Origin of the sequence: Planococcus maritimus (assembly GCF_001687625.2) — a bacterium.
In the GTDB taxonomy this organism is placed as follows: Bacteria; Bacillota; Bacilli; order Bacillales_A; family Planococcaceae; genus Planococcus; species Planococcus maritimus.
The window spans coordinates 1,582,230-1,609,130 of sequence record NZ_CP016538.2 but is presented as its reverse complement, the minus strand read 5'-3'; the positions used below and the strand labels follow the sequence as shown (position 1 = coordinate 1,609,130).

The following is a 26,901-nucleotide window of genomic DNA, read 5'->3' as shown; positions in this document are numbered from 1 at the left end:
GAGAGGTATTCATGAATACTCAATATTATTTAGGCTGGTTTACCGACATGTTCCCCGAGCGCCTAAGCCAAGTGTTACGGGAGGATATTACGGATAGAAAATCGCTTGTGATGATTAGCTCTACTCCCTTAGACAATGAAGCAGATGGTGCTACTGAACGCTCCTGGCTTGACCATGCCGGTATTGCGTTCGCTGATTACCATTTGATCAATTATCGCGTAGAGAAAGATGCTGCCCATGCACTTATTCAACATGCTTCGGTTATTTTTTTACTGGGTGGCGATACGCTCAAACAGAACGAATTTTTGATGGCTTATGGATTGCCGGAGTGTATCCGAAAAACCAATGCCGTTGTTATTGGGGCAAGCGCTGGTGCGATCAATATGGCAGCTAAGTGGCTAGGTACAAAAAGCTTCGGCTATTCAGTTGAAGAAGACGCTGTCTACAACGGAATGATCTTGGCAATTTTTCTATTCTGTCTCACTTTAATCTTGAAAATAACATGGCACTAGTTCAAAGCGAACTCTCCTCCCTATCAGAAGAAATGAAAGTGTATGCATCGAATAAGGATTGTGCACTGCGCATAAAGGCAGATAAAATTGATGTTTTTGGTGATATATACGTGCTTTCCCACTCAAAAATGCAGAAGTTAGAGGAAACGCTCTAGGGGTCTCGTATGTGAAATAAGTTACGGAAAATAAAAAAGATGACGCCGGCGATATCTGGGTCATCTGAAGGCATTCTATTAATAGTGATGACTTAATTTCATGAAAAAAATCTTCCTCAGTTCATCCATCCATTACACAAGATGTTTTGCATTCTCCATCAAAAGGCTACAATCCTGGTCTTCTCTATTACTTCAATTTAAGTTAGATTAAATTTTACGTTACAATAAAAGTAATCGACATTAAAAAAATTAGAAAGGGAGCTATTTATAATTTTTGTTTAGTGGATCGATTCTTTCTGCTTGTATGAAATTTAAATAGTTTGGTCGTACTAATGAAAAAATTCCGAACTAAAAAAACATTATTTACGTTCAGTATTGCTTTAGGGATAGTCGTAATTCTGAGTTTTTCTTTTTTTTTCATATGGAGTCAAGATACATTGGAAGCAATTGATGCTAATCAAATTGAAATAGAGGATGCCGTCCAAGCTGAAGATGGATGGTATATCTATCGAGCAGCCAATGCTGATAAAGGTTTAATCCTCTACCCTGGCGCAAAAGTAGAACCTGAAGCATATGCCTATTTAGCACAGGAGCTGTCCAAGCAAAACATCACCGTCGCTATCCCTTCCGTTAGATTAAATCTAGCCATTTTGGATGTTTCAAAAGCTGATGAAATCATAGAAAGCGACGATAGTATCGACTGGTATGTTTCGGGCCATTCGATGGGCGGTGCTGCAGCCGCTATGTATGCCGATCAACATTTAGATAGCGTCAATGGGCTTATTCTACTCGGAGCCTACGCAGCCAGCAATGATCATTTAAAAGAATCCGACTTACCTGTCTTATCGATCGGCGGTTCAGAGGATGGGTTAAGCACGCCTGAAAAAATTGAGGAAAACAGTTCAAACTTGCCTCCAAAAACAAGCTTCATGGAAATTCCAGGTGGAAATCATGCTTATTTTGGCGTGTACGGAAGCCAGCCCGGTGACAATGAGGCCGAGATAACCGTCAGTGAACAACAAGAGATCATCATCGAGTTGATGGTTGACTGGCTGCAAAATACCGACCCCTCTCGTCAAGGTCCAATGTGAAGAATGCTGACCGAGTCACTAAGCTTTCTACTGCCTATGAGAAAAATGAAGTTGAACTAGCTGCCAACTATTTTACACACGGTTACTGAATTTATTTCTTAAACTCAGGCGATTCGGCTTGAACAGTAAGCTTCTCCCTCCAAAACAGAAACTGCTATACTTCCCTTTTTAAATTGGAAATATTGGGTATTATGGTATCATTAAGCAAATGCCATTCTGAGGGTGAAGGGAGAGATCTGACATATGAATAATAGATGGTACGGAGTATATGCTGTGATATTAGGGATTGTATCTATTATCACTGGAGAAATCATCACGTTTATCATGCTTGGATTTATATTGATGGCTTTGATCAATATTAATACCACCTTGAAGGAGAATTATCGTAAAAACGAAGAATAAAAAGAGAGGGGAAAGCTCGAATATGAGCTTTCCCCTCTCATCGTTTATGCATTTATACATCAGGCCCACTGGATTACTCTTTATTGGCGTAAAAGGCATCCTTTGCTTCAGTACGTTACCGTTCGGTCTTTCCGATTTGTTTTCATCAAATTTAACACCTGTAAACCATCACTTGGAAGTCCTCCTAGAAACGCCGGATACGTCCATGGAATCATTGAAGTGATAAAGAGAAAAAGATTGGCTGCTGAGCTATTGATGAGAATATTCCCAGCTACTCCAGAAACAGAAAAAGAGACAATGAACAAGACTGCTGAGATCAGCAGTGATGCGATGGGCCCTCCTAAAAGGAAAAAAATTCTTTGCTTGTATGTAAAGGGCGGGAATTTGTTCGCTATGCGATAATCGCAAAAACCCGATAAGGCAATCGTCAAATAACAAGTAATCCTTCCGATCCGTAGTCGTAGCTTATTCGTTTTACTGGATGAACCAAGAAACACTTCAACCTTGGAATTTTTACTCGCTGTGACGGCCGCGACTGCATGCCCCATTTCATGTATGAAAAGCGAACACGAAATAATCAGTAAAACCGTTATGATTTCCAGTAACCACATCAAATTCTATTCCTCCACTTTTATATATTTGTTGAACATCCTATTGTGCAAGATCTTAAGCAACCGATTCATTTCCTCCCTCATGAATTTGAGTACCCCAAGAACTCCGTAAGATGATTTGAAGACAGGCAGTTAGACCAGGTCAAAGTATCCTCGCACGAATTTGCCCATTCCCCTCAATGCCATCCACAGCACCCTTATTGGGAAAAAGAGCAGTTCCGGAAACCAAAAGATTATGACATCCCAAAAATCACTTTTATTCGTATCCTTCTTTTTTCGCCTGTTCACTCAAGCACTCCCCTTTCATATTTTCAGCTTTGCAATGCAATCCAAGTCCAAGTCAGTCATTTTTCATAATATTGCACCTTTACACATACTTATTTTACCATTTATTGAATTCAAGTACAGTATAATATGATGAATTTTCTCACAATTAAAGACGTTTATTAGAAATCAGCTGTTTTTTCGAACAGAAATAAAAAAAAACCCACCAGATGGCGGGTTTGGCTTTTACTCGAAGAGTGTGTCCATACGTTTCATAAGTTCAGTGGCTTTTTGTGCATCTGTTGCATCTGGATGGGGTTCGCCGAAAGCTTCCTGATCGTTGTCGTAATATTTTCCATCAGCATCGGCGAATTCTTCTGTCAATGCAGCTCGGCATAAAAGATCAGCCCCAATAGTAAGGTCGTGCCCTTCTGTGCCAAACGCTTTTTTCACCATTTTGGTGCCAAGGAGCGATTTCGGGTTAATCGCCACAACTACTGGTATTACGTGCTTAGCAAGCTTTATGGACCACATCGTCAAACCGAGTTTGCTTTGTGCATAGGCTTGGCCATCGCTTATCTTTTTTTGTCCCATGAGCGCTTCCATGTCCAACGGCTGTTGTGCGACAGAAGACAAGTTAATAATACGGCCCGATTCATTCATCAACGGCAGCAGCGACTTAGTTAATAGATAAGGAGCTACTGTATTGACTGCAAACCGGATATCCAATCCATCCTCCGTCACCGCATCGTTTGCATTGAAGACACCTGCATTATTGATCAGGACATCCAAGTGTTTGTGTTTGGCCGCGATTTTTTCCGCAAGCTCTTTTACTTCCGCAAGCTTTGAAAAATCAGCTACCCATTGTTCTGTCTTGTCTTCCCCAAGCTCTTTAGCTACAGCCTCCAGCTTGTCTTTATTGCGGCCATGAAGCAGAACATGGTGGCCTTGCTGCGTTAACTTTTTAGCTGTCGCTAGACCAATGCCGTCGGTCGCACCCGTGATCAATATTTTCATTTGGATTCCTCCAATCTCCTCTTTGTCCGGCCACTAAAACCAGTTGCCGCATCTTCGAGAGTGAAATGGTTCTCTTTCAATAAATCCCCTTTCTTACTTTCTACAAACATTGTCGACAATCGATATGAACCGCCTTACCTGTTTGGCTCATCTGTTCATATGGTCAATGTCCGTCCACTTGCCTTTACCAGAAGCGACAATCCTATTAGTGGTTTTACTTAGCAAAAGATGTGCGCACCGAATCAAATTCACTTTTCAAGATCGAGAAAATTTTGGTGTCCCGAAATTCTCCTTTGATGCGTTCATTTTTTCTTAAAATCCCTTCAAAGCTCATGCCGGCTTTCAGCATGACTCTTTCAGAACCGGTATTGTCTACATCGCAGCCGCCTTCGATCCGATTCAACTGAAGCGTGCCAAAAGCGTATGTCAATACTTCCTGGAGTGCTTCTGTCGCGATACCATCTCCCCAGAAGTTTCGATTTAAGACATATCCAATTTCAGCTTTTTCGTGTTCATTCGACCAAGCGACTAGCGAACAAGTACCGATAACTTTCTCGATTTCTTTATACTCGATGGCCCATACACCGCTTTGCCCTTGTTTATATCCATCCACCGTCGGCTGTAGGAAATTGGATAAGGTTTCTTCCTTTGAGTCGTTTTTCTCCCACGTCATGCGATGTGCCACTTCGGGGTCCGATGAGAATTCGAACACATCATCTAAATCGTGTACAGCCACTTTCCTTAAGATAAGACGATCGGTTTCGAATGTCGGCATGTTCTTTAAGTGTGTTTCGATATGCATAGTCAACCTCTTTTCAATAATGGCTTAGTGAACTCTTGAACTTTTTTCATAAAAGATGAACCTTTTTCTGATCCATTAGTATAATCATACAGATAGAATTGATTGAGGGGGAGAGAATAATGGAGTCTATGGAATTTATTAACTGGGCCGATGTGATTTTCACGTTCGTATTTTTTGTGGTCGTACTTCTCATCGTCCGGTTTTTCGTGAACAAAATCCGCCGCTAGCCCTTGCAGTCAAACTTTCAATCTTCCGAGCTGTCTTGTTGGTCCTTCAAATGGTCATAAAAATTGAAGGCCAGCCAGCAAAGCACGGCATCCTGGAAAGTTCTCGGATCGTAGCCTGTGAGCTTTTTGATTTTCAGCAAGCGGTATTGCAAGGTGTTTTTATGAATAAAGAGAGACTCGCTGGTCTTGTAAATGCTTTGTCCGTGGTCTAAGAAAGCCCTTAGCGTTTCCAGTAATTGCTGATGCTCTTGCTCATTGAAAATGGGAAAGAGCCGTTCAATGAAATCTTCTTTTAATTCATCGGGTATTTTGTGAACCAATGACTCGATTCCCAGATCGTAAAAAGAAACAGCCGCTTCTTTTTTCTTTTGAGCGAAGATCAAGGCTTGCCTGGCGTCCTCAAAAGACTCAACGGCCCCAAGCAAGCCGTTGTGGCTCCTGCCGATTCCGCATTGAACCGTTAACTCGTGTTCATTATAAGTTTCCAATACCCGCTGTAATTGATTTGCATTAAGGGGCAATGAATCTTCCTGCATGGATTTCAACAGTACAAATTGATGGGACTGCCACAGTACCAGCAAATCGTTTTCTTTTATATCTAGCATTTCTCCGACTTTCCCCATCACTGCATTGATTTTTTCCTGCCTGAAGGTTTGCGACATTGGTTTGTCGCGCAGTTCTTTCACTTCGAACATCAGCACTTGCCTGTTTGCTTCGAGGTCAATGGATAAAGTCTTGCCCCTGATCACAAAATCATCGGTTGATGACCATTGTTTCAATAACCACTCGTGAACAAATAATTCCTGAAAGCGCTGCTCCAATTCCAGTTCACGGCTTACATAAGCTTCTTTGACCATCACTTCGGTCATCTTCTGAATGATTTTTGTATAGTTCCCAACCTCGGACGGATCACCGGTTATTCCAATGACGCCGTGCAATTCTTCTTTGTAATAAAACGGCATATTCACCCCTTGTTTAGCGCCGCGATGGCTTTGTTCCGAATAGATGCGGACCGGCTTTCCTTCCCTAAGGACCGTCACAGCCCCTTCGTGAAAACTCCCTACCCGGCTGGCGTCGGTGCTTGCGATAATTTGGCCGTCTTCATCCATGATGTTCACATGCCGCCCAATGATTTTTTCGATTTCCACTACAATTTGCTCTGCTATATTTTTTAAAAAACTGGCCATGGAATCCTCCTCTAAATTTCAGGATAAATGCAGAAAGGACTGTCTAATAGACAGTCCTACTCTCTTGAAGCCATAATGGCGTGCATCACAGCCTCTTTCATTCCTAAATCAATTTTTCCTGTCATCGCATCCACGACAACAATGTCGACTTGCTTGCCCTCCACGTAAACTATCCAGTACGGCGCATACAATAGATTGGTATCCGTGATTTCAATCTGGATACTTTTTCTTTTTTTCTCGCGGCCAAAAGCTTCCCAGTACAACTGTTTTCGGGCATATTCAGGGTCCGGGGAACCGGAAGCTTTCAATAGAGAAAATCCATCTGCCAATGGCAATACCTGTGCATTGTCTGGAAGAATTGCCGTGTGCTGTTTCCAGGTTTCAACAGCTACCTTGCCACTGATTTTCTTGTTTATTTCGGCACTTTGATATTGATAATCATAACACCAGTAAGGCAAGTATAACAATTCCATAGACACCGGCACTTCAGGCTCCGCAAATAGCTGGCTCCATCGCATGATGAAGTTTTTGCGATGGCGATACACATGGCTGGCTGCTTGCTCTTTCGATATCGTTGCTTGTACCATCAATTTTTCCATACTCGCCACCTACAAAGTTTGAATGACTAACAAAATCACTATGGTGATGAAGAAGTACCCGATTAATAAGAAAGGCCATTTTTTCATCGTTTTCACATCTTTTTCAAATTGGGCACTTTCAGCAGCGGTTTGCCGGCGTCTCAGCTCATCTTGTACGGTGTCCTCGCCTCTATAGACAAGGCCGTCCAATTTGCCTTTTCCGGGAGCAGCTGAAAGCAAACTAACCCCGTACCCAATCACGACCGCTACAATTGCCCCGACGGCATTATTGTAAAGCCACGAAATATCTGCGAAAGTTTCCACTGCCCAGACAGAAGCCATCCCGGCGATAACACCGGCGAATGCCCCATGGCCGTTTGAACGGCGGACAAAGATCGCCAGTAGGAACACACCTAGTAGGGCGCCGTAGAAATACGAGCCGATTTTATTGACCGTTTCAATAACCGGCCCAAGATTGCCCGCGAAAAAGGCAAAGATTGTCGCGTAAATGCCCCAAGCGACAGTGGCCCAACGCGATGCTTTTAAGTAATGGCCTTCTGAAGCATCCTTCTTAAAGAACTTGGCATAAAAGTCACGCACGGTGACTGCCGATAATGAATTAAGAGCCGAATCCAAGCTCGACATCGCCGCAGCGAAAACCCCTGCAATGATCAATCCTGAAATCCCTACAGGCAATTGATTGACGACGAACAATGGGAACAACTCGTTTAAATTTTCAATATCTGGTGTACCTTGAACAGAATAGAAAGCGAATAGCAAAACACCGATGAACAAGAATAACAACATTTGCGGAAACAAGAAGAGCCCGCTAATGATTAACGACATTTTACTTTCTTTTAAGGATTTACTGGTCAATACCCGTTGAATTTGGCTTTGGTCAGCTCCAAAATACGCAGCATGAAGGAAGAACCCGCCGATCACGCCGGCCCATATGCTGTATTCTGTTGATAAATCAAAGCTGAAATCCAAGGATTGCAATAATCCGGCTTCTGCGCCGATATCGATTGCGCCGGACAAGCCACCGGGAATATTGCCGATGATGGTGAAGATAGCGAGAGCTGCACCCAGCCAGAGAACAAACATTTGAATGACATCTGTCCAGATAACAGCCGAAATCCCCCCAAGCACCGTATAACTTACGGCGATAACCGCCATGAAAATGATCGTAAGGTTGACATCCCAACCCGTTACCACCGATAACACTAAAGCTGGTGCATATAATACAACGCCCGTTGCCAATCCGCGGGCGATTAAAAAGAGCCCAGCCGTCAAGGAACGGGTTTTGACATCAAAGCGCCGTTCTAAATATTCGTAAGCCGTGTACACTTCCGTACGGTAAAAGAATGGGACAATGGTGACCATCAAAAATGCCATGACGAGCGGTACGTTAATATACGTATTGATCCGCTCCAACCCGCCTGAGTAGCCCCAGCCCGGTGCACCAATGAACGTAATGGCACTGGCTTGCGTCGCCATGACGGACAAACCGATCGCCCACCAAGGAATGCTTCTGCCACCTAAAAAGTAGTCTTTTGTGGTCTTTTGGTTTTTGCCGAAAAACGCGCCGAAAATGGCAATGCCGATAATATATACAATTAGGACCACAAAATCGATCGTCGAAAAATTATTCATTTTTTGCTTCCCCTCCATACTTTATGCCGATGCTTAACAGTTTCATCAAACGTTTTGCGGATTCATACAATAATTCCTCGCCCCGCAGCATCGCCTCTTCTAAAGGCATCGGCCGTTCGCCTATCACCATCACGGCCGTTACGCCTTCTTCTTCAAGCCGTTCGATGCCTTCCCCAACTGCACCAGCGAAAGCGATGACAGGAATATTGTTTTTCAAGGCGGCCCGGCCGATGCCCACAGGAACTTTTCCATATAGCGATTGGCCATCGATTTTTCCTTCTCCTGTCAGGACTAGGTCGCATTCTAGTAAGCGTTTTTCCAGTTGAGATATTTCCGCTATCATTTCCAGCCCATTTCGAAATTCCGCGTGTAGGAATGAATACAGCATGAAGCCGATTCCTCCTGCCGCTCCACTGCCCGGCTTTTGTATATGGTCTTCACCCGTTGCCTTTACAACTAAACGAGAAAACTGCTCCATGCCTTGTTCCACTGAAGCTAGCTGGTTATTAGAAACCCCTTTTTGCGGTCCGAAAATAGCGGTCGCTCCACTTTCCCCGAGCAATGGGTTTGTGACATCAGAAGCGACAATTAGCTTTAAAGAAGACAGCTTCGGGTGAAGCGCAGAAGCATCCAAACTTGCCACGCGAGAAAGCTGGCCGCCAATTCTAGGCAATTCTTTGTGCTGGACATCGAAAAACTTGAGGCCAAGTGCTTGAAAAAGTCCGATTCCCGCATCCACGGTAGCGCTTCCGCCAAGACCGAGAACAATCGTTTCAGCACCTCGTTCAAGTGCATCGACGATGAGCTGCCCCGTGCCAAAACTTGACGCCTTGTATGGGTCCAATTCTTCCTTTTTCAATAAAGGCAAACCCGAGGCAGCGGCCGTTTCGATGATTGCCATTTTTTCTTCAGCTATCCAGCCATAATAAGCTTCGATATTCCGGCCAATGGGGTCTTCTGCAGAACAGCTTATTTTTTTGCCGCCACGATTCCAAAGAATGGCGTCAACTGTTCCTTCTCCACCATCAGCCATCGGCAAAAGAACGGTCTCGATGGCTGGGTCTACTTCCCGAATCCCCCGGTCGATGGCCAGTGCTGCTTGTGTACTCGAAACTGAGCCTTTAAACGAATCCGGAGCAATCATGATTTTCATTTTTGGCCACCCCCGGGTTTTAGCCACATCACTTGATACGGCTTAAGTCGGGTCTTAACTTTATTTTGTATGATTGGCAGCCTATCGCCAGCCACAAGATCCCGAACGGTTTGAGCATTTTGTTCGATAGGGACTTCAAGTTCTTGTGCATGGTTGGTCACATTGATCAAGACGACTATTTTTTCTTCCTCGTGAATTCGATTTGTCCGTACCATCGAAAAGACTTCATCTTTCAAAAACAATATTTCCTGCAAACTATTCGGGTGAAAAGCACTTTCCCTTTTCCGCAACTCGATCATTTGTTTCATTTGGGATAAGACTTGGTGGCGGATAGACGATGGGTCTGCAAGTTCAGCTTCCAAGTTTTCTCGGTTTAGCTTTTCACGATTGATCGAACGGAAACGGCCGGTTTTTTCGACACCTTCCGTGTAATTACGAGAACCTAGCAAACTGTGCAGATAAATGCCGGGAACCCCTGCCATCGACAATAGCAAAGACTGTGCTGCGATGAATCGTTTCACTTTGGTCTCATCCGGATCTTCAGGATGTGAAAGCGCATCGAAGTAATTGATATTCAATTCATAAGGACTCTTAGTGCCATCCCCATTGTCTTTATAAGAGACATTGCCCCCAAATTCCTCCGCTTTTCTAACGAGGAAGTTTACTTCTTCATTTGCTAGAATTCCCTCTGCCGGACGCATGCCGATTCCATCATGAGACGCCAGGAAGTTGAAAAATGTCGTGGACGGAGTCGTCTCTTCCATGGTATGTGCCCATTGGTGAATATGCTTAGTGTTGCCTGTTAAAAACGTATGGAGCGTAAGCGGCGGCAATGGGAATTGATAAACCATCCGCGCTTCATTGTAACCGTTCCCAAAATAGCTGATATTGTCTTTGTGCGGTACATTTGTTTCCGTGACGAGAATCGTATCGGGCGCAAGCATATCCACAATGTCGCGCATCACTTGGATCAGTTTATGAGTTTCGTCCAAGTGGATGCAATTGGTCCCTGATTCTTTCCACATGAATCCGATCGCATCCAATCGGATCAGCTTGGCCCCTTTGCTGATGTAGAACAACAATAACTCGATCATTTTCAAAAACAGCTTCGGATTGCGGTAATTCAAATCGATTTGGTCTTCACTGAAGGTCGTCCAAATAAACTTCGGCCCCTCTACCGTCTCGAACTTCGTTAATAGCGGCAAGGCCCGCGGACGGGTCACTTGGCTATAATCAGCTTCCGGGTCGGCTTCCGTGAAAAATTCTTGGTATTGGGCATCGCCCTTCAAGTACGATTGAAACCATTCGCTGCCGGCTGAAATGTGGTTAATAACGGCATCGAACATGACATCAAAATCTTCGGCAAGCCCTTCAATGTCCTTCCACTCCCCAAGTTCCGGATTGACCGTGAAATAGTCAATTACCGAAAACCCATCATCTGAACTAAATGGATAAAAGGGTAAGACGTGGACGCCCGTGATAGTATCTTTCAAATGGGTTTTAAGGAACTCCCTTAGGCTCTGCAACGGAACTTCGCCTGGTTGACTTACCGTATCCCCATAAGAAATCAATAAAACGTCTTTCTCGGAAACAAAGTCCCCTTTATCTTCTTGAGGCGGAATAAGATCTCGGTAATTGCTCATTAACTCTTCGATATCGCCAGCAATATAGTCGGCGGTGTTTGCACCATAAACAAATTTCAATTTTTCCTTCATGGAGTCCATGATTGGTTGATTCATGCTCATGTAGTTTCCCCCTTCGGATTTATCTGAATATTAAAATCCTATCAAAGTAAAAAAGCGCTTTCAATGTTCGACATACCAAAAAAACCAATCATTTGATTGGTTTTTTTGGTATGTCGACTAATACATTTTTTATTACAGGGTAGAACAAGATTATATCTTCTACTATCCTTTAACTCAAAACGTACTAGTAAAAAAATGCATACGGATCTATATTGTGTTTACATCTTTTCCGATCGAACGGCACTATACTTCATCTTTTTCTTGTTCTTTAAGTCTCCTGTTCTCTTCTTCGAGAAACCGGATTCTTTTTTCCATCTCGGCTGTTTGGCTACTTTTGGATTTTTGGATACGGTCCACCGTATATAGAAATACAATAAACCAAATCACTGATAACGCTATCCAAATAATTAACGGATATGATGACATTGCCAATCCCTCCTTTAACTTCTATGAAGTAATTCATATTGCTTTATTCGAGGTTTAAGCTCATGCTGACAGTTTTTGTCGTAAATCCGATATCCTCATACATGCGCACAGCTGGATTTTTTGCTTTTGCACTTAAGCGGACTTCTATAAACCCTTGCTGTTGGAAATACTCAATGGCCGCGTTCATCAATGGCTTTGAGTGCCCTTGGCCGCGGTATGGTTTGCGGATGTACAGCTCGTATATAAAGCCAAGCGGTTTCTCTGTAAACGGATCCTTTGTAGTACCTGCCAGGACCCAACCTAAGATTTCATCATGTTCTACAGCGAGCAGGTAAAAGCCACCTCTATCTAACAACGCTTTGACCATGCTCCTGGCTTTTTCTTCAGAAGGCATTACTTCGCCTAAGGTTCCATCATAAATAGCTTGTGGGGTCAAAGAAAGGATGGTATTCAAATCACTTGAATTTGCTTTTCGGATGTTCATTTTTAATATCTTCTCCTTTAAAGGTTGTGCGGTTTTGACCTATTCATTTAGTAGTAATCTTTACTTTAATAGCTAACAAAATCTCTGTACAGCTACGAATGAAGTCAGGCTTAACTGCAATAATAAGCATATGCTTGAAAATGACTTAAAACTAGTCTCCTAATCGCTTTCCTTGTGTCAAACTTGAATTGACTTGTACTCTATATGACAATCCATCATCGGAGTAATCATTTCATAGATCTCACCGCTATTTCCATTGGCAGCGGCATCTTTTAAGAAGGGGGTTTGACAGTTCTTATCCAAAAAGCAACGCTAGCTGACTAGCCCGTTATATAGAATTCTGAAGTTTGTTGTGACACTAAGGTTTCTGTCTGCTTGCCTTCGACGATTTTCTTCATTTCACCTATCTTGTCGAAGTTAAAGATATTCACCGAAATATTGAAGTCTTTTGCCAGAAGAAGCGCTGATTGATCCATAACTTTAATATTCTCTTTTAAGATATCGTCGAAATGCAATGTCCGATACATTTTCGCTTCAGTGTGTTGATTTGGGTCCAGGTTGAACACGCCGTCGACACCTTGTTTAGCAACAAAGATGGCATCGCAACTCGTTTCGATTGCTCGCTGAACGCTCGGGTAATCAGTCGTCACGAACGGCTGTCCGTTACCGCCGCCAAAGATAACAATTGATCCTTTTTCCAAATGCCTTTTTGCTCGCAACTGAATATACGGTTCTGCTACAGACGGTACCGGTATCGAAGTCATAACCCTGACGTCCTTAGTAGTTTTGCTCTTTAGAACACCTCTCAGCATTAAACTATTCATGATGGTTCCGAGCGTTCCAATGTTATCCGCTTCAACCCGATCGATATTCCATTGTTCCGCCAAGCTGCCACGAAAGATATTGCCACCGCCAATTACTAGTGCCACTTCGATGTCCATATCGGCAATAGATAGAATCTCATTCGCGATATGGTCCAGCTTTAAATGATCAAAGCTATCTCCACTTTCGCTTGCCAATGCCCCACCACTAAGCTTGATCAATACTCTATTCATTGTTTTCACCTAAACACTCCTTTGGACAGCTAACTACTAGCCGCTTTGAATTTTCACACTTTTTACATTATACTAATACCTTACTGCTAATTGGTATATATAATTACTATTTTGTAAATAAAAAGAAATTAAGCACCTACCTTTTATAGGTACGTTGAAAGGCGTGAATCTACATCAATACAGAAAAATTCTCAATACACGTGATTCCTCGACTAAAGCAGATGGAGACTTTTCTAGAAGCAATAGCTTCAAATTCAGAAATTGCTCGAAAAAATTTATTTCTGGATGTATTCGAGGTATCGGATGAGGAGTTCCAAACGAGGGCATTTTTCGGCATATTCAACCTTGAAAATAAGATCGAAATCCTGAAGAAACAACTCCAACAAATGCGCTCGCTAGCTTATGAACAGTTCATTAAGGATGAACTAATTCTTCTGCAAACAGAGTTCCCTGTACTAAAAGCCTTGGAGTTTGAATTATTCATCCTAGACGATCAAGACCACTTTGTTAGAGAAAAACTTGGCGGCGTTTCAGCGTATACTGATTGGAATGGTGGAATTTTTTTCGCCGTCTTGCCTAACGCTCAAGTTCACTCCAATCTAAAGTCAGTCATTACGCATGAGTACCATCATTATTGGCGGATGCATACTTTAACGAGTACAGAGGAAAATCAAACACTATTGGATAGGTTAATATTAGAGGGCCTAGCTGAACATTTTGTGGAAATCCGATTAGGTGAAGATTACCTCGGCCCTTATAGAGATGCCCTGACGGAACAACAGGCATTATTTCTATGGGAGACTATTTATCGACCATACCGTCATGAAAGAGGGGCTAAAACGGATGCCTATATGTTCGGCAGTGAAGAGAAAAACTTACCTTTTTGGGGTGGTTATGCCATTGGTTACTATTTGGTGAAGTGGTATTTAGAGAAAAACCAGGGAAGTACCATAGAAGAGATGACTTCACTGCCTAGCGATAGTTTTTTACTTTAATTTTCAAATAGCTAACTGATTCTTTAATTGTACCTAACCCATACAAAGACACGAAATTCAAATGTGAATTTCGTGTCTTTTTTGTATCTATAGTCTTTTCCCCATCGACGTCGACTGCACACGGTAACCAAGCTTTTCATACAATTCATAGGCATTGGGATTTGTTCCGAACACATTAAGGCCCATGGAAGTAATGCCGCATTTTCGCATTTCTTCTTCTAATTTCCTCAATGCGGCCGCTGCAATCCCCTTTCTTCTATGCTTCTCTCTAATCAATATATGATAGATATACGCTTTATTTGTACTGGATTGGATATGATACCAAATCGCCCCCATTACCGTATCTTCTTCTATTGAATAAATATTATACAATGACTGTTCATCTGTATCTTGTTTATTCGAAAACAGCTGTGTCATTAAGGCTTTGGATTCTTCCATTGCTGCATCCAATGGAATCATGTAATTTTGCGATACATCTTTCGCATAATCAGGGATCAAGAATTCCATATACTGATTGAATTCTTCCTCTGACATCGGTTTAAACTGTAGTTTCATACTCTTGTCTCCTCGAGGCTAATTATTGTTAATGGATAGCGCTTCTTTAAAGCGATACCATTCAATCGCCGTGTAGTTCGATTCAAGACCATTTATGTCCATTTTTCCGGATAAAGTTCATATCCTTTTGGTAATGCTCTAAATGCCCTTCTTTTATCATGCTCACAAAGGCCATATCCTCTTCATCCGCTTTCCTGAGAATCGTTTTGCACAAAGCTTCTAGCCTCTGGACCGCCATTTCCAAAAAGTCTTCTGCCACTTCCTGTCCATAGGCTTGAAAAAACAAATTTATCCGCTGTTTTATCCGTTCGTCTTGAGTGGCATCATAATAGACTTTTTGTTCGTTTAAAGGTGACAGGTAGTACCTAGATAATGGGATGCAAGTATAAAGCGCATAAACAATATCCCAAAGTCTAGGACCGGGCGCAGCATTGTCGAAATCGATTATGCCTATCGGTTTCTCGTTTTTAAAAATGATGTTATATACGGCGAAATCGTTGTGGCATATAAGCTCATATGGAGGGGGTGTATGATCCAGCGGCTTCCAGTTTTCATCAAACGAAAAATCACTTACTGAATCATGGTAAAGCCTCAATATTTTGGCTATCTCTGCCAGAGCTTCATCTGACCACATATATTCTTTAAGCGGATAATTGCCGGCTTCCCCATCCAAATAAGTTAATATTTCTTTGCCCTGATCTATACCCACGATTTGCGGTGCGTATTTAAATCCTTTTTTCTCTAGATGATGCAAGAGCCGATGAATTTGAAGACTTTCGGGTTTTAGATCACGGTGGACTGTGTTTCCTATACGATGCACAGCGGAAACATTGCCTCCCCTTAGCTTTTCTTTGTCCCTCTTAGCGGGCATTTGCTTACCTCCCCGAATTTCAATTATGTATCTAAGCTCATAATTAATTTTTCACTCCTATTCCCAGGCGTATTGGCCAAGCGCCATTACTTCAAACCAACAGCTTTCAAGTCTTCCAAGACTACCTGATATCTCTCCCATACTGGCGGCACAATGTGGCCAGACCGATGCATCTCCTCCAGCTCTTCAAGGAAGACCCATTTGGCATCGCAAACTTCGCCTGGCTGCAGGGTCAATTCGTTAATCTCAATAGGTGTAGTGCTTTTAAACAAATAGCTGTCCAAAAACGATTTGCCCTTTGGTCGCTCACCTAAGTATCGAAGCTCAGAGGCAACGACAACTATCCCGGTTTCTTCGGCAAGTTCTCTCACTGCCCCTTCTAAGCTGCTTTCTCCTGCATGCACCGAACCTCCTGTGCTTTCCCACAGCAAAGGGAAAGTCTTGTTGGCGGCGCGTCTGGTCACTAACATCCGGCCGTCGGCATTGATCGTATAAATTTCCACCACGACATGAAATTCCTCCGGTGAAAGTTCTTCCCCGCGTGTGTGTAATTTGTTCATCGGCTTTCTGGTTGCATCTACTAAATCCCATACTTCCATTTTTCAGCCTCCTCTAACTTATATTTTATCGAATTGCCTTTTTACTTACCTTCCAATCAATACTAAACTTTTCTAACGACTGCTCATAAACTCGCCTTGGTCGCAGCGAATGTTTCGGTTTCAGCTTTTTTACCAAATAATCCTGTATATACAAGCAATGTGCCAAGCATCAAAATGAGCCCCATGTATACGGACATCATCGTCGGTATCAAGTATGCGCCGAGAATGATTGTGGAGCGGGCAATCAAATCCGCGCCGCTAAAGGAGATTCCGGAAAATGCGGAGTAAGAGCCTCTTTTATTGGCCGGCATCATATTCGCTTGTTCCGCGTTTCGAACAGGTGAGTACATCAATTCCCCAATAGTCGCGACGATACTAAACAAGAGCAACAAATACCAGGAGTTGGCTGAAGTCATGACAATATAGCCGACACTATAAATGATTAGTCCATAAAGAAGGACTTTCTTTTTGTCAAAGCGATCTGTGAGCTTACTGATGAGAAATGTAAAGCACACGACCAACAGCATGTTTTGGATATTGAGCAAACTCAGCATCCGGACCCCGCCAATTTCAAATCCTTCAATCGAAATCGTCTGAAAGCTTTCTGCTAAGCGTACGCCGATATAGCTGTTTAACGAAAATTCAGCGGCGAAGATGAACATCGATCCCATGACCACTTTTACAAAAGGCTTGTCTTGAAATGCCACTTGGTAATTTTGAATCACATCGAGAAAGACATTGTCATGCTGTTTTTCCAAGCGGCTCGCTTGTGAGTCTTCTAGCCAAATCGCATAAGCGACGGGCAAGCAAGACGAGGTAATGGACAACAACAGAAACAATTCGATTTGATGATTCATGTACAACAGCCCGCCCATTGCCGCACCCAGAGCCAGTGATAAATTGACTAACCAATAATCAATCGCATAGACGGCTTTGCGGTTTTCCGGTGTAGTGGAATCGATAATAATGGCATGAATAGCGGGTCTTCCTAGGCTGCTGGTGATGATAAAAGCGATATAAGCAAAAGCAAACAGCCAAATCCAATTCGACACCGGCACTAAACTGACGGTCATCACACCAAAAAACAAGGCACTTAGCGCGGAAGTGGCGATCAACACCTTTTTTCTTGGCAGGCGATCGGAAAGATAGCCACCCACCAAATTAATCACGAAACCGATGATGACCGTGAAGATTAAAAACAGGCCCGCCGCGACTTTCCCAATTTCTTGTGCAAAAAACAAGGCCATAAATGGCATGACTGCGGAGGCCACCGCCCGATTGAAAAATGATGTTATTAAGCGTACTTTAATATTTTGTGGATATTCTTTCCATTTCATCTTGAATTCCCCCTCCATATTCTGTATATTAAACCAAGCGAAATAACAGAAAAATGGACAAGTTTTGAAAATAAGTCCACTTTTAAAGGAGTTTGGAATGGATAAGCATTTATTAGCATTGTGGAAAGCAGTACCTTCAGGAAATGTTAAACATGAAGAAATCGCCAAGACCTTGGACTTCAGTACGAAACAGACCTCGCGTTATATCAAAAAATGGATGGCTGAAGGTTGGTTTGACTATACAGCAGGACGCGGCAGAGGCAATTTATCCGCATTGGTTTGGCTGAAAGATGTGGAAGCAATCTACGAAGAACAGTTAATGGAGATCATCGATCAACAAGCGGTAGAAGAAAGCAGTAAATACTTGTTGTATGATTGGTCGCGCGAGAGCAAATTGAGGCTGCTCAATCAATTTCGGTTGAGATTTGGTTACTTTCAAGACGCTGGAGAAGTCGATAAGTTGATCGTTCCAAGGCGTCACAAATTGCTGACTTTGCACCCCATAGAAGCCATCGACATGCAAAGTGCCAATATGGTCGCCAATGTTTTCAACCGCCTCGTATCCGTCGACGAAAACGGCGTGGTATCCCCTGAAATCGCCCATACTTGGGACCTTCAAGCGACACGGCTTCGAATTTATTTGCATAAAGGAGTCAAATTTCACGATGGCACCACTTTATCTGCCGGGGATGTCGTCGCGTGCCTTAACCGGTTACGGGCCCATCCTTATTTCAAATCATTGTGGGAGCCTGTCACTAGCGTAAAAGCGGCCGCTACATTCGTTGTGGATTTCTATTTTCCAAAAGGTTGCAGCTATTGTCTTCAGATGCTCGGTATGATGAACGCCAGCATTTATAAAGAAAGCGGTGACAAGGTATGGGGCACGGGTCCCTTCTATGAAGCAGAAAACAGCGAAGACAAAACATCTTTAAAAGCTTTTGGAGATTATTTTCTCAAAAGGCCTTTGTTAGATGTTGTGGACTTCGTACAAGTTCCAAGAGACTTTGAAATCACCTATCACTCCGCAAACCACCCAAAAGATGAAGCCACATTTCAAGTGGAGAGTGATGCAGGATTCGGTATCGTCGTCATGAATGCGTTTCGCCCAACAGACATCCAACGGCAAGAAGTACGGGATTATGTTCACTATGCCATCGCGAAACATCGGCATTCAATCAGCGATTATCATCCCCGGGCATTGCCAAACGCTAAGAGTTGCTTAGCCGGCTATGATCAGCAATACACCATGCAAAAAATGGAACGCCCTCATTTTACGCAAGCCCTAGTCTTAAAAGCGGTCAAGCATTATGAAAAATCCGCAATCTGGTTAAAAGATGCACTTGAAAAAGAAGGCATCCCTGTACAAATCCAGTGGATGTCATTTGCCGAAAAGTTGTTGGATCACGGACTCGACCAACAAGGGGACCTTTTCTTACACGGAGAAGTACTCGAAATGAACCAGAACTTTTCATTTTTCTATTTCCTTAAAAACAGCTATTCGCCGCTGGCAGCGAATATATCGAAAAACCAACAAGTGCTCGCATTACTTGAACGGTATCCACTAACCCCTTTTGGCGAATGGACTGCCTTAAACTTACAAGTGGAAAAAGCCTTGATTGAATCCTCAATCATGATTCCGCTCTACTATGAAAAGCGGCAAGTTCCCTTCTCTGCGGATTTAATGAATATTACCATCACCCATTTCGGGTATGTTGATTATTCTAATTTGTGGGTGCGTCCGCGAATTGAATAAGCTGGCTTTAAACCTGAGAAATTGTTTTTACTACACAATGAAATGATTAATAGGAGGCTCATATGAAATTAAAAATTATCCATACCAACGATGTTCACAGCAATTACGAGAACTTTGCACGGGCAGCAAGCATCATCAACGGCCTAAAAGACGAGAATACACTCATCTTGGATGGAGGTGATTTTGCAGATTTCAAAAGCATTGAATTGCAAGGCACGCGCGGGGTGGCAGCGCTCGAATTGCTTCAGTCGACCGGCTATGATGCATTAACGGTCGGGAATAATGAAATGTTTAATGGCCTGGATACCTTAGAACATATGGCTACGGCAAGCCCCCTACCTTTCATCAGCAACAATCTCCAAAAGAAAGACGGATATCCAATTCAAGGACTTGCCAAAAGCGTGATTCTACATAAAAACGGCTTGCGTATATTGGTGACGGGGTCTTCCCCTGATATGGGTGTTTTTAATGACGGGCTTGGCATTGGTGTTTCAGATTACGTCGCCATGACACAACAAGAGATCACAAATCACGCAGGTTCCTATGATATTTGTGTCCTGTTGAGCCATGTTGGCACGGTCGCGGATGAAAAACTGGCTCGACTAATTCCTGAAATTGATATTGTGATTTCCGCGCATGACCATCAGTTGTATTCCGAGGCGAAGCTTGTGGACACTACTATAATGAACAGTGCAGGGAATTATGCTGAACATATTGGCTTCATTGAGATTGAAGTCCAGAATGGCAAAGTCGAGCTTCTTCGTTCAGCCACCTATCCTACAAAAGATGCTCAGCTGGATTCTGAAGTGCTGGACATTTTAAAGGATAATAAAGCTAAAGCCCTCGCTTCTTTAGGGAGGCCGCTATACAAATTACCGAAGCCTCTTTGGCATGATGTGATTGAAGAAAACCCGTTGGCTAATTTGATAGCAGACGGCTTACGGGACATGCTGCAATGCGATATCGGGCTAATCAATAGCGGCATCATCAACGCAGGTTTATTTCACAATGTATCACGTCAAAAACTAATTGAAATTTGCCCATCTCCGCTCAATCCGACTTCTTTTGAAATTCAAGGCAAGCAGCTGAAAAAAGCATTCACCCAATCCTTGGATGCACAAGCATGCCTAGCGGATGGCCGAGGACCGGGATTCCGCGGAAAATTTGTCGGCCGGCTGCACATTTCAGGCGCCACAATTAGCCATGATGGCTGCAGTATCCAAGAGATCCTTATAGACGGTGAACCCCTCCAAGATGAGCAGTGGTACAAAGTCGCCAGCTCTGATTACCTGCAGCGAGGATCCGGCTTCCCGGACCTAGCTGAAAATCGAAACCAAGTCTATATGGCCGAAGAAATCAAAGATGTTATTCAGCTTTACGCAAACCAGCCGAAATTTGTGGAACAGGCTTTCACCATGCGGACGGAAAGACAAGTTGAATACTCAGGTTTTGGCCCTCCGGAAGTCTAAAATAGCAGAACTCTGAACAATATAGATCGGTTCACTAATGTATCTCTCTTCGCTTCAATTTCTGAAATTGTTCTATTCCTGAATGTACAGGAACTGTAGATCTAAAAAACCAAAACAGGAGGAATCGCATGGCTCTAATACTAGCCGCCTATATCGCTTTATTGAGTTTTACAGTCCGTAAGTTCGCTGGGAAGAATCGGGAGAGGTGGATCAATGCCGGGTTTCTTAGCGCTTTTGTTCTCCCCTTAGTCATCGGCTTTCTTATTCTGAATGTTTTAGGCTCTATAACAGGAGCTGGAATGGGCGCAGCTGCTGCAGGCTTATTGTTCGGGCTTGCCACATCTATTACAGGATTCGTCTTTTTATTTATTGGCTATAAAAACCTGCACACAAACGCTGACTGCGATGAACATAAAAAGGGAGAATGGACGCTGCTATTAAAGCATCCATTCTCCCTTTTTTTATAAAGCCAAGTATATTGTTCATCCAGCTTTTTACTGGTTTATAAAACCCTCGATTTCTCGCTATCAACCACTTTAATATGTATCCCGAAAGCCTCGCCTGAATGGACATGGTTGGAAACATCCGATATGTCGAGTAGTTCTTCTAAATGAATGGATTGCTGGCTATTGGCGTCTATCGTAATTTGATACGGACCAGCCAAGTTCATCAGCGAGGTCATCCGCATATCGTCCTCTCTAAAAAGCGAATCCGTGAATTCCAATTCAACAGTGACAGCTTCATTGCTGTGATTGTGCAAGACTAAATCGCACTCACCACCCATCACCTCATTTTCAGTTATGGCTTCAAAGCTGCATTGCCCGTTTCCATCATACGAGATGGCTGAAACGCCCGTTGCTAAGGTTTCCTGATACGCAATGATCAATAGACTTGGCAAAACCATATAAACTATGACCACTGCAAACACTGTACGAAATCGGTATTTCTCCAGGCTGTTAAACAATAAAATGATTGCGCCGATAAATAAGACAGCTCCAAATACACCTAAAAGTACATAGCCGTCTTGATCTTGTATCGGAAACGACATAAAGGTGAAATTGGCATTATTCAATACATCATTCGGGAACGGAAAAAATAAGGTCATGCATATAGCGAATACAATAAACGAAACACTAAATCCCGCTTTGTTTTTTATCATCGGCTTGATCCTTTCTACTACCTTTTTATGATGAATGTTCTTTTCCCAAAATAAGATTTCGCGTCAAGTTGAGCATGTCATCTTGGACTTGCTCCGTGTTCCTTTGTCGGTCGATTAGATAACCAACGTGGTAGACGAAGCCATCATGATAGGAATAAAATTCGTTTGTAGCGGTGCCAACTACAGGTACTCTTTCTCCTGTTTCATTGAAATCGTAATACCGGTACAATAATGTGCTATCGGTCGTCAGCATTTGTTGAAAAATGACATCTTCCCCGATTAACGTTTCTTTTTCAAAGCTATTTCCAACTGAATCAACTGTATCTGTCATTTCAAAATCTCCGATAGGATTTTTATCCATCTCCGTTACCGAGATGATGAAAAACTCATCTATCATGCCTTCTTCTGAAGTCCCAAGATAGCTTAATTGAACTTGATGACTTAGCTTTCCAGTTGATTTCAAAAGTGGAATGAAAAGCGGCATTTGGGTTCAAAAAATAAAACCCATTTCATCAGCAAAAAGAATCTAATGGAATGAGTTTGCAGTTAACTGCTTTATTTCTTAATAAATGGCTCTAAAAGGCCTGGAATGCCGTAGACCGGGGCATTAATTTCCTGCAGGTAGACGCCAAGCCCTACAACTAAAAGAATAATTGCGATAGACAAAATCAATTTCGTACTTTCTCGAGACATCAGGCCTTCGCTCCTTAACTGGACTATAACTAAAAACTGAATTCGTTGGAGGCTTTGATTTGCTGTTTTAGTTATTAATAGATTACCACTAGAATCTGGAAAGTAAATATTTATTAGTAAATATTTCATTCGTAGCCATAATGGCCTTCTTCAGTTATAAGAAGCGCAACTAAATAACCAGCAAGCTTGAACTTTCAACCACCGAATGAGTAACCAAAAAGTGTAATGAAAAACAGCACAAGTAATAAAAGACTGACAATCGTTGTGACCCACGGCAAGAGGAGGCTGTTCCCAGTTTCTTTTATAATCCCTATTATTCCAAACACCATCCCTAACGGCGCAGTCGCAATTAAATACATGACGATGATGATAGCGCCTAAGCCATTTTCAAACAACATGATGACAATGGATAAGAGGTGAATGACGAGAACTAGCAACATGACTACAGAAAGCTTACCTGGTATTGTTTTTGGCATTATACGCCTCCTTTTTCGGTTGGCACCGACTGGAATTTTCTTGAATCCCATTTTTGTATTCTCTATATTGGGCATACCCTGTTTTTCATCTGCTAACAATCAAGCCGTTCCATATTGAAAACAGTGGTGCATCAGGTGTTAAAAAGCACGCCATTCAACGCATTCACATACCTTTTTGCCGATTTTTGTACCACTTCACCCGCGTCATTTAGCACGGTTCGATGAAACGCATCGTATATACGATCGAAGCGGATGTCGTTTAGCTGATCCGCTATTCTTTCGACAGTTGCTGCTGGCAAGGGGATGAAGTTTGGATAGCTATACATGAAACTGACCCAGTCGCGGTCTGCCACGACGCGAACGATATCGCCTGTCAGCAATACGCCTTTTCCGCCTTTTCCATTTTCCCACTCCAAAATAGTTGCGCCTTTAAAGTGGCCGCCTACCCGGTGCAGGATGAACCCTTCAGCAACTTCCATTGATTCACCTGACCAAAAAATCATTCGATCACTCGGTCTCGTCACCCATTGTCTATCATCTTCATGAATATAGATCTTCGCATCGAAGGTGTCTGCCCACTCGACTTGAGTCGAGTAATAATGGGGATGCGACAAGGCAATCGCATCGATTCCCCCCATCGCCTTGATCGTTTCAATGGTCTGAGGGTCCAGGTAGGTGATGCAGTCCCATAATACATTGAAGTTCCTGCCTTGAACCATATAAGCCGTTTGCCCAATCGCAAAACTCGGTACCGTCTTTATACTTGAGAGCCCTTGTTCTTCTTGGGAAACTTCATTCTGATAAGTATTCGACTGCACCATCTCCTCCAGTGTTGTCCACGTTTGCCCTTTAGGACTAACATATTGTCGGTGTTCGGTACAGATCGGACACTGCGCTGGCACCGTTTCTGTGCTTTCTATTTGTACGCCGCATGTGGTGCAAACAAGTTCTTCCATTTTCAATTCTCCTCATTTACAAGTATTTACTGAAAATTAGTATATCCTAAAATTTTCAATTTTGGTTCAATCAAAGGTCTGATTTGTTCAAATTTTTGCGGATTGCGGATAGACGTAAAAAAGCTGCCGAAACGGAAATTTTTCCCCGCTTCGGCAGCTTCTTGCTTATAAGAGCAAGGCCGCCATCGTATCATCAACTACCAACACATCCAAAAAGCCGCCTTTCAAAGCCGCTTTGATGCTTTCTGCTTTATGGACACCTTCAACGATTCCAATGACTTCAGGTATGCGCTTGTATTCTTCAATATCAAGACCGATGACCAAATCATTTAAAGGATGTACAATTTGCTTGCCTTCATGGTCGTAAAACCGCGAACCAATGTCTCCTACTGCTCCGGCATCTTTCAAAGACTTCAAATTTTCATCTTTCAAATAATCCATTGTCGTCATCGTGGATTCTTCAAATGGAGTCCCAAGCCCAACCACTGCCATGTCGACATTTCGCCCTTCTTCAAGAACCAAGGCGATATCTTCCGATTGAATCAGGCGCTTTTTCAACTCTTCGCTTTCTACCATAGCGGGAGCGTATAAATAGGAGCAAGTCGCATTCATTTTCTGAGCTAGCTGATAGGCGAGCAGATTAGAGTGAATTTCCACCAATTTACTGCCCATTCCGCCAACCAAGGGGATGATTTTCAGTTGCTGGTGCTGTTCATAAGGATACTCCTGAACGAATTTTTCTAATGTACTTCCCCAAGAGATGCCCAGTTTCTTGGCCCCTTCTATGTTTTTAGACACATAGAAAGAAGCCGCTTTGCCCAAGGAATGTTTGATCATATCCGAATTTCTGCCCGCTGTTGGAATGACGATCGCTTCTTTTAGACCGTACTTTCTTTCAAGCTGATGTTCCAATTCAACTGTGTGCGCATTTTCATCTCTGATATAAATCTCGACGATTCCATGCTCTTTTGCTTTGTTCAGCAATTTGGAAACTAAAGGACGGGACACGCCAATTTTTTTGGCAATCTCTGCTTGTGTCAGTCCTTCAAAATAATACAATGTTGCCACTTTTACTATTTGCCTGCGTTCATCCCAATTCATCCGCACTGCACCTACTTTTTCATAAACTTGAACCTTATGAATGCGGAGAGTTAACCGCTTTCATTTGTTTGCACTTACTGCTTTCAGGCCGGTTCTTCTTATGAATAACTATACTACATGTGTTCGCCTGTTGTCGTTCGATTATTGGACAATCTCCAATTTTTTCTATCTGTAATGCCGTTAATGGTGGACACCTTTTCCAGCCCACGCGGCGGCGGCTTCATACAAGCTTTCAGTGATAGTGGGGTGGGCATGAATCATCGAAGCCAGTTCATCGACAGTCCCCTCTAAATGAATAAAGGCGGAAGGTTCCGCGATCATTTCCGTTACATGTGTCCCGACCATCAACACTCCAAGAATTTCTCCATACTCAGTGCCCGCAATTAATTTAGTAAATCCTTCCTTCTCATCCTGCGCCAAAGCCCGGCCGTTTCCTGCATGGTCGACTTTGACGACTTTGTAGTCGATCCCTTGTTCGCTTGCTTCTTTTTCCGTCAAGCCAACACTGGCAATTTCCGGGCTGGTGTATACACAGCGCGGGACCACCCGGTAGTCTATGGTCTCACTTCCGCCTGCTGCATTGGCCGCTGCAACGACCCCTTCTGCACTAGCGACATGGGCAAGCTGCCAGCCACCGGTGACATCTCCTACTGCATAAACGGCAGGGTCACTCGTACGCATCTCCTCATTTACTTTGACAAATGCGCCGTTCATTTCTAGGGCTAATTTCGAAAAGGCAGCTGTATTAGGGACTCTGCCAACAGCCATCAATAGCGCATCGGTCTCGAGCGTCGTAGCTTTGCCATTCTCGGCTGTCACATGGACGAGCTGATGGTCACCTTGCTGTTCAATGTTCATTACTTTTGTACTCGTCGAAATAGAAATCCGTTTCTTTTTCAAGGCTCTTGCAAGTGCTTTGGACGCTTCCGGTTCTTCACTCGGAACGATTCGGTCGCTCATTTCGATAATGCTGACCGGTACATTTAAGCTGGCGAAAATACAAGCGAGTTCCACGCCGATGATGCCGCCTCCAACAATCACCATCGATTGCGGAATTTTTTCAATATCGAAAATAGTATCGCTGGTGTAATAGCTTGCGCCTTCGATGCCTTCAATCGGTGGGACGAGCGGACGCGAACCAGTAGCCAAGATCAGGTTATTCCCGCGGATAACTTCTTCTTGGCCCGCAGATTGAATCGTGATTTTGCCAGCTTCCTGTACTTCCCCTAAGCCGTTGAAGACGTCAATTTTGCCTTGCTTCAATAAATGAGAAATGCCATTTCTTAATTGTTGAATGATTGCATCTTTACGGGCCATCATCTTGGAAAGCGATAATGTCATTTCCCCAGTTTCAATGCCCCAGCTTTTAGCTTTTTCAATTGTTTCAATCACTTCCGCATGCCGCAGCAATGTTTTAGAGGGAATACAGCCTCGATTCAAACATGTGCCCCCGAGGTCTTGCGCTTCGATCAAGGCAACGGTTTGCCCAAGTTTCGCGGCACGGATTGCGGCCACATAGCCTCCAGGGCCGCCGCCAAGTACCACCACATCATAACTATTCACTAGCATCTACTC

General features: G+C 43.2%; 28 protein-coding genes and 1 pseudogene. 7 read left to right on the top strand and 22 right to left on the bottom strand.

Annotated features, from left to right (window positions below):
- The first annotated feature begins 11 nt into the window (after positions 1–11).
- From BBI11_RS08065 to BBI11_RS16470, 3 genes and pseudogenes are all read left to right on the top strand, one after another.
- Positions 12–667 (top strand): annotated as a pseudogene (locus BBI11_RS08065) (Type 1 glutamine amidotransferase-like domain-containing protein).
- A gap of 332 nt (positions 668–999) precedes the next feature.
- Positions 1,000–1,758, top strand: a complete 759-nt coding sequence (locus BBI11_RS08060) for an alpha/beta family hydrolase (protein WP_068465679.1) — start codon at positions 1,000–1,002, stop codon at positions 1,756–1,758.
- Between the two features lie 243 nt (positions 1,759–2,001).
- Positions 2,002–2,160 (top strand): hypothetical protein, encoded by a 159-nt coding sequence (locus BBI11_RS16470; RefSeq protein WP_167358151.1) that lies wholly within the window; start codon positions 2,002–2,004, stop codon positions 2,158–2,160.
- Positions 2,161–2,267: 107 nt separating this feature from the next.
- On the opposite strand, the gene BBI11_RS16605 is transcribed toward BBI11_RS16470, so the two are convergent.
- From BBI11_RS16605 to pyrH, 11 genes are all read right to left on the bottom strand, one after another.
- The gene (locus BBI11_RS16605) at positions 2,268–2,771 is read right to left on the bottom strand and encodes a site-2 protease family protein (protein ID WP_068462199.1); all 504 of its coding nucleotides are present in this window, start codon (positions 2,769–2,771) and stop codon (positions 2,268–2,270) included.
- Positions 2,772–3,281: 510 nt separating this feature from the next.
- On the bottom strand, positions 3,282–4,052 hold the full coding sequence (locus BBI11_RS08050; RefSeq protein WP_208597194.1) for an SDR family NAD(P)-dependent oxidoreductase: 771 nt from the start codon (positions 4,050–4,052) through the stop codon (positions 3,282–3,284).
- Between the two features lie 214 nt (positions 4,053–4,266).
- On the bottom strand, positions 4,267–4,854 hold the full coding sequence (locus BBI11_RS08045) for a GNAT family N-acetyltransferase (protein ID WP_068462194.1): 588 nt from the start codon (positions 4,852–4,854) through the stop codon (positions 4,267–4,269).
- 244 nt (positions 4,855–5,098) lie between these two features.
- Positions 5,099–6,268, bottom strand: a complete 1,170-nt coding sequence (locus BBI11_RS08040) for a CdaR family transcriptional regulator (RefSeq protein ID WP_068462192.1) — start codon at positions 6,266–6,268, stop codon at positions 5,099–5,101.
- Between the two features lie 56 nt (positions 6,269–6,324).
- Positions 6,325–6,867 (bottom strand): hypothetical protein, encoded by a 543-nt coding sequence (locus tag BBI11_RS08035; RefSeq protein WP_068462190.1) that lies wholly within the window; start codon positions 6,865–6,867, stop codon positions 6,325–6,327.
- 9 nt (positions 6,868–6,876) lie between these two features.
- Positions 6,877–8,499, bottom strand: coding sequence for a sodium:solute symporter family protein (locus BBI11_RS08030; RefSeq protein ID WP_068462188.1), 1,623 nt, complete (start codon positions 8,497–8,499; stop codon positions 6,877–6,879).
- A complete protein-coding gene (locus BBI11_RS08025) occupies positions 8,492–9,652 on the bottom strand; it encodes a glycerate kinase (protein ID WP_068462187.1) in 1,161 nt (386 codons plus the stop codon). The genes BBI11_RS08030 and BBI11_RS08025 overlap by 8 nt, the downstream gene beginning before the upstream one ends.
- Complete coding sequence (locus BBI11_RS08020; protein WP_083389036.1) at positions 9,649–11,397, bottom strand: alpha-amylase family glycosyl hydrolase; 1,749 nt, start codon at positions 11,395–11,397, stop codon at positions 9,649–9,651. Before BBI11_RS08020 ends, BBI11_RS08025 begins: the two co-directional genes overlap by 4 nt.
- Before the next feature lie 243 nt (positions 11,398–11,640).
- Positions 11,641–11,823, bottom strand: coding sequence for a hypothetical protein (locus tag BBI11_RS08015; RefSeq protein WP_068462185.1), 183 nt, complete (start codon positions 11,821–11,823; stop codon positions 11,641–11,643).
- Between the two features lie 43 nt (positions 11,824–11,866).
- Positions 11,867–12,307 carry a GNAT family N-acetyltransferase gene (locus BBI11_RS08010; RefSeq protein ID WP_068462183.1) on the bottom strand — a complete coding sequence of 147 codons (441 nt, stop codon included), beginning with the start codon at positions 12,305–12,307 and terminating at the stop codon, positions 11,867–11,869.
- Between the two features lie 320 nt (positions 12,308–12,627).
- The gene (gene pyrH, locus BBI11_RS08005; protein WP_068462181.1) at positions 12,628–13,371 is read right to left on the bottom strand and encodes a UMP kinase; all 744 of its coding nucleotides are present in this window, start codon (positions 13,369–13,371) and stop codon (positions 12,628–12,630) included.
- A gap of 212 nt (positions 13,372–13,583) precedes the next feature.
- On the opposite strand from pyrH, the gene BBI11_RS08000 reads away from it, so the two are divergent.
- Positions 13,584–14,357: a DUF2268 domain-containing putative Zn-dependent protease gene (locus BBI11_RS08000; RefSeq protein WP_068462179.1), complete on the top strand. Its 774-nt coding sequence runs from the start codon at positions 13,584–13,586 to the stop codon at positions 14,355–14,357.
- A gap of 87 nt (positions 14,358–14,444) precedes the next feature.
- Here BBI11_RS08000 and BBI11_RS07995 read toward each other — a convergent pair whose 3' ends face one another.
- The 4 genes from BBI11_RS07995 to BBI11_RS07980 all read right to left on the bottom strand — a co-directional run bounded on the left by BBI11_RS07995 (position 14,445) and on the right by BBI11_RS07980 (position 17,719).
- Positions 14,445–14,912 (bottom strand): GNAT family N-acetyltransferase, encoded by a 468-nt coding sequence (locus BBI11_RS07995; protein ID WP_068462177.1) that lies wholly within the window; start codon positions 14,910–14,912, stop codon positions 14,445–14,447.
- Positions 14,913–14,994: 82 nt separating this feature from the next.
- Positions 14,995–15,783, bottom strand: a complete 789-nt coding sequence (locus BBI11_RS07990) for an aminoglycoside phosphotransferase family protein (protein WP_068462175.1) — start codon at positions 15,781–15,783, stop codon at positions 14,995–14,997.
- A gap of 86 nt (positions 15,784–15,869) precedes the next feature.
- On the bottom strand, positions 15,870–16,382 hold the full coding sequence (locus BBI11_RS07985) for an NUDIX hydrolase (protein ID WP_068462173.1): 513 nt from the start codon (positions 16,380–16,382) through the stop codon (positions 15,870–15,872).
- An 83-nt stretch (positions 16,383–16,465) separates the two neighbouring features.
- Complete coding sequence (locus tag BBI11_RS07980) at positions 16,466–17,719, bottom strand: MDR family MFS transporter (RefSeq protein ID WP_068462171.1); 1,254 nt, start codon at positions 17,717–17,719, stop codon at positions 16,466–16,468.
- Positions 17,720–17,816: 97 nt separating this feature from the next.
- Here BBI11_RS07980 and BBI11_RS07975 point away from each other — a divergent pair, with 97 nt between their 5' ends.
- The 3 genes from BBI11_RS07975 to BBI11_RS07965 all read left to right on the top strand — a co-directional run bounded on the left by BBI11_RS07975 (position 17,817) and on the right by BBI11_RS07965 (position 21,408).
- Positions 17,817–19,472: an ABC transporter substrate-binding protein gene (locus tag BBI11_RS07975; protein WP_068462168.1), complete on the top strand. Its 1,656-nt coding sequence runs from the start codon at positions 17,817–17,819 to the stop codon at positions 19,470–19,472.
- Positions 19,473–19,534: 62 nt separating this feature from the next.
- Entirely contained in the window at positions 19,535–20,941 is a 1,407-nt protein-coding gene (locus BBI11_RS07970) for a bifunctional metallophosphatase/5'-nucleotidase (protein ID WP_068462166.1), read from the top strand.
- Between the two features lie 128 nt (positions 20,942–21,069).
- Positions 21,070–21,408, top strand: a complete 339-nt coding sequence (locus BBI11_RS07965; protein ID WP_068462165.1) for a hypothetical protein — start codon at positions 21,070–21,072, stop codon at positions 21,406–21,408.
- A gap of 35 nt (positions 21,409–21,443) precedes the next feature.
- Here BBI11_RS07965 and BBI11_RS07960 read toward each other — a convergent pair whose 3' ends face one another.
- The 7 genes from BBI11_RS07960 to lpdA form a co-directional block, all read right to left on the bottom strand.
- Positions 21,444–22,046 (bottom strand): hypothetical protein, encoded by a 603-nt coding sequence (locus tag BBI11_RS07960; protein WP_237150333.1) that lies wholly within the window; start codon positions 22,044–22,046, stop codon positions 21,444–21,446.
- 79 nt (positions 22,047–22,125) lie between these two features.
- Entirely contained in the window at positions 22,126–22,563 is a 438-nt protein-coding gene (locus BBI11_RS07955) for a hypothetical protein (RefSeq protein WP_208597192.1), read from the bottom strand.
- Between the two features lie 92 nt (positions 22,564–22,655).
- Entirely contained in the window at positions 22,656–22,793 is a 138-nt protein-coding gene (locus tag BBI11_RS16350) for a hypothetical protein (protein ID WP_156889048.1), read from the bottom strand.
- Between the two features lie 194 nt (positions 22,794–22,987).
- On the bottom strand, positions 22,988–23,269 hold the full coding sequence (locus BBI11_RS07945; RefSeq protein ID WP_068462157.1) for a hypothetical protein: 282 nt from the start codon (positions 23,267–23,269) through the stop codon (positions 22,988–22,990).
- Positions 23,270–23,400: 131 nt separating this feature from the next.
- A complete protein-coding gene (locus tag BBI11_RS07940; protein WP_068462156.1) occupies positions 23,401–24,225 on the bottom strand; it encodes an MBL fold metallo-hydrolase in 825 nt (274 codons plus the stop codon).
- Positions 24,226–24,390: 165 nt separating this feature from the next.
- Positions 24,391–25,326 carry a sugar-binding transcriptional regulator gene (locus tag BBI11_RS07935; RefSeq protein ID WP_068462154.1) on the bottom strand — a complete coding sequence of 312 codons (936 nt, stop codon included), beginning with the start codon at positions 25,324–25,326 and terminating at the stop codon, positions 24,391–24,393.
- Positions 25,327–25,506: 180 nt separating this feature from the next.
- Positions 25,507–26,895 (bottom strand): dihydrolipoyl dehydrogenase, encoded by a 1,389-nt coding sequence (gene lpdA / locus BBI11_RS07930; RefSeq protein WP_068462152.1) that lies wholly within the window; start codon positions 26,893–26,895, stop codon positions 25,507–25,509.
- Positions 26,896–26,901 lie beyond the last annotated feature (6 nt).

Excerpts from the sequence above, each read along its gene's own strand:
- BBI11_RS08060 (WP_068465679.1), top strand. The coding sequence starts at position 1,000 with ATGAAAAAATTCCGAACTAAAAAAACATTATTTACGTTCAGTATTGCT.
- BBI11_RS16470 (WP_167358151.1), top strand. The coding sequence starts at position 2,002 with ATGAATAATAGATGGTACGGAGTATATGCTGTGATATTAGGGATTGTA.
- BBI11_RS16605 (WP_068462199.1), bottom strand. The coding sequence starts at position 2,771 with ATGTGGTTACTGGAAATCATAACGGTTTTACTGATTATTTCGTGTTCG.
- BBI11_RS08050 (WP_208597194.1), bottom strand. The coding sequence starts at position 4,052 with ATGAAAATATTGATCACGGGTGCGACCGACGGCATTGGTCTAGCGACA.
- BBI11_RS08045 (WP_068462194.1), bottom strand. The coding sequence starts at position 4,854 with ATGCATATCGAAACACACTTAAAGAACATGCCGACATTCGAAACCGAT.
- BBI11_RS08040 (WP_068462192.1), bottom strand. The coding sequence starts at position 6,268 with ATGGCCAGTTTTTTAAAAAATATAGCAGAGCAAATTGTAGTGGAAATC.
- BBI11_RS08035 (WP_068462190.1), bottom strand. The coding sequence starts at position 6,867 with ATGGAAAAATTGATGGTACAAGCAACGATATCGAAAGAGCAAGCAGCC.
- BBI11_RS08030 (WP_068462188.1), bottom strand. The coding sequence starts at position 8,499 with ATGAATAATTTTTCGACGATCGATTTTGTGGTCCTAATTGTATATATT.
- BBI11_RS08025 (WP_068462187.1), bottom strand. The coding sequence starts at position 9,652 with ATGAAAATCATGATTGCTCCGGATTCGTTTAAAGGCTCAGTTTCGAGT.
- BBI11_RS08020 (WP_083389036.1), bottom strand. The coding sequence starts at position 11,397 with ATGAGCATGAATCAACCAATCATGGACTCCATGAAGGAAAAATTGAAA.
- BBI11_RS08015 (WP_068462185.1), bottom strand. The coding sequence starts at position 11,823 with ATGTCATCATATCCGTTAATTATTTGGATAGCGTTATCAGTGATTTGG.
- BBI11_RS08010 (WP_068462183.1), bottom strand. The coding sequence starts at position 12,307 with ATGAACATCCGAAAAGCAAATTCAAGTGATTTGAATACCATCCTTTCT.
- BBI11_RS08000 (WP_068462179.1), top strand. The coding sequence starts at position 13,584 with ATGGAGACTTTTCTAGAAGCAATAGCTTCAAATTCAGAAATTGCTCGA.
- BBI11_RS07995 (WP_068462177.1), bottom strand. The coding sequence starts at position 14,912 with ATGAAACTACAGTTTAAACCGATGTCAGAGGAAGAATTCAATCAGTAT.
- BBI11_RS07990 (WP_068462175.1), bottom strand. The coding sequence starts at position 15,783 with ATGCCCGCTAAGAGGGACAAAGAAAAGCTAAGGGGAGGCAATGTTTCC.
- BBI11_RS07985 (WP_068462173.1), bottom strand. The coding sequence starts at position 16,382 with ATGGAAGTATGGGATTTAGTAGATGCAACCAGAAAGCCGATGAACAAA.
- BBI11_RS07980 (WP_068462171.1), bottom strand. The coding sequence starts at position 17,719 with ATGAAATGGAAAGAATATCCACAAAATATTAAAGTACGCTTAATAACA.
- BBI11_RS07975 (WP_068462168.1), top strand. The coding sequence starts at position 17,817 with ATGGATAAGCATTTATTAGCATTGTGGAAAGCAGTACCTTCAGGAAAT.
- BBI11_RS07970 (WP_068462166.1), top strand. The coding sequence starts at position 19,535 with ATGAAATTAAAAATTATCCATACCAACGATGTTCACAGCAATTACGAG.
- BBI11_RS07965 (WP_068462165.1), top strand. The coding sequence starts at position 21,070 with ATGGCTCTAATACTAGCCGCCTATATCGCTTTATTGAGTTTTACAGTC.
- BBI11_RS07960 (WP_237150333.1), bottom strand. The coding sequence starts at position 22,046 with ATGACCTTATTTTTTCCGTTCCCGAATGATGTATTGAATAATGCCAAT.
- BBI11_RS16350 (WP_156889048.1), bottom strand. The coding sequence starts at position 22,793 with ATGTCTCGAGAAAGTACGAAATTGATTTTGTCTATCGCAATTATTCTT.
- BBI11_RS07945 (WP_068462157.1), bottom strand. The coding sequence starts at position 23,269 with ATGCCAAAAACAATACCAGGTAAGCTTTCTGTAGTCATGTTGCTAGTT.
- BBI11_RS07940 (WP_068462156.1), bottom strand. The coding sequence starts at position 24,225 with ATGGAAGAACTTGTTTGCACCACATGCGGCGTACAAATAGAAAGCACA.
- BBI11_RS07935 (WP_068462154.1), bottom strand. The coding sequence starts at position 25,326 with ATGAATTGGGATGAACGCAGGCAAATAGTAAAAGTGGCAACATTGTAT.
- lpdA (WP_068462152.1), bottom strand. The coding sequence starts at position 26,895 with ATGCTAGTGAATAGTTATGATGTGGTGGTACTTGGCGGCGGCCCTGGA.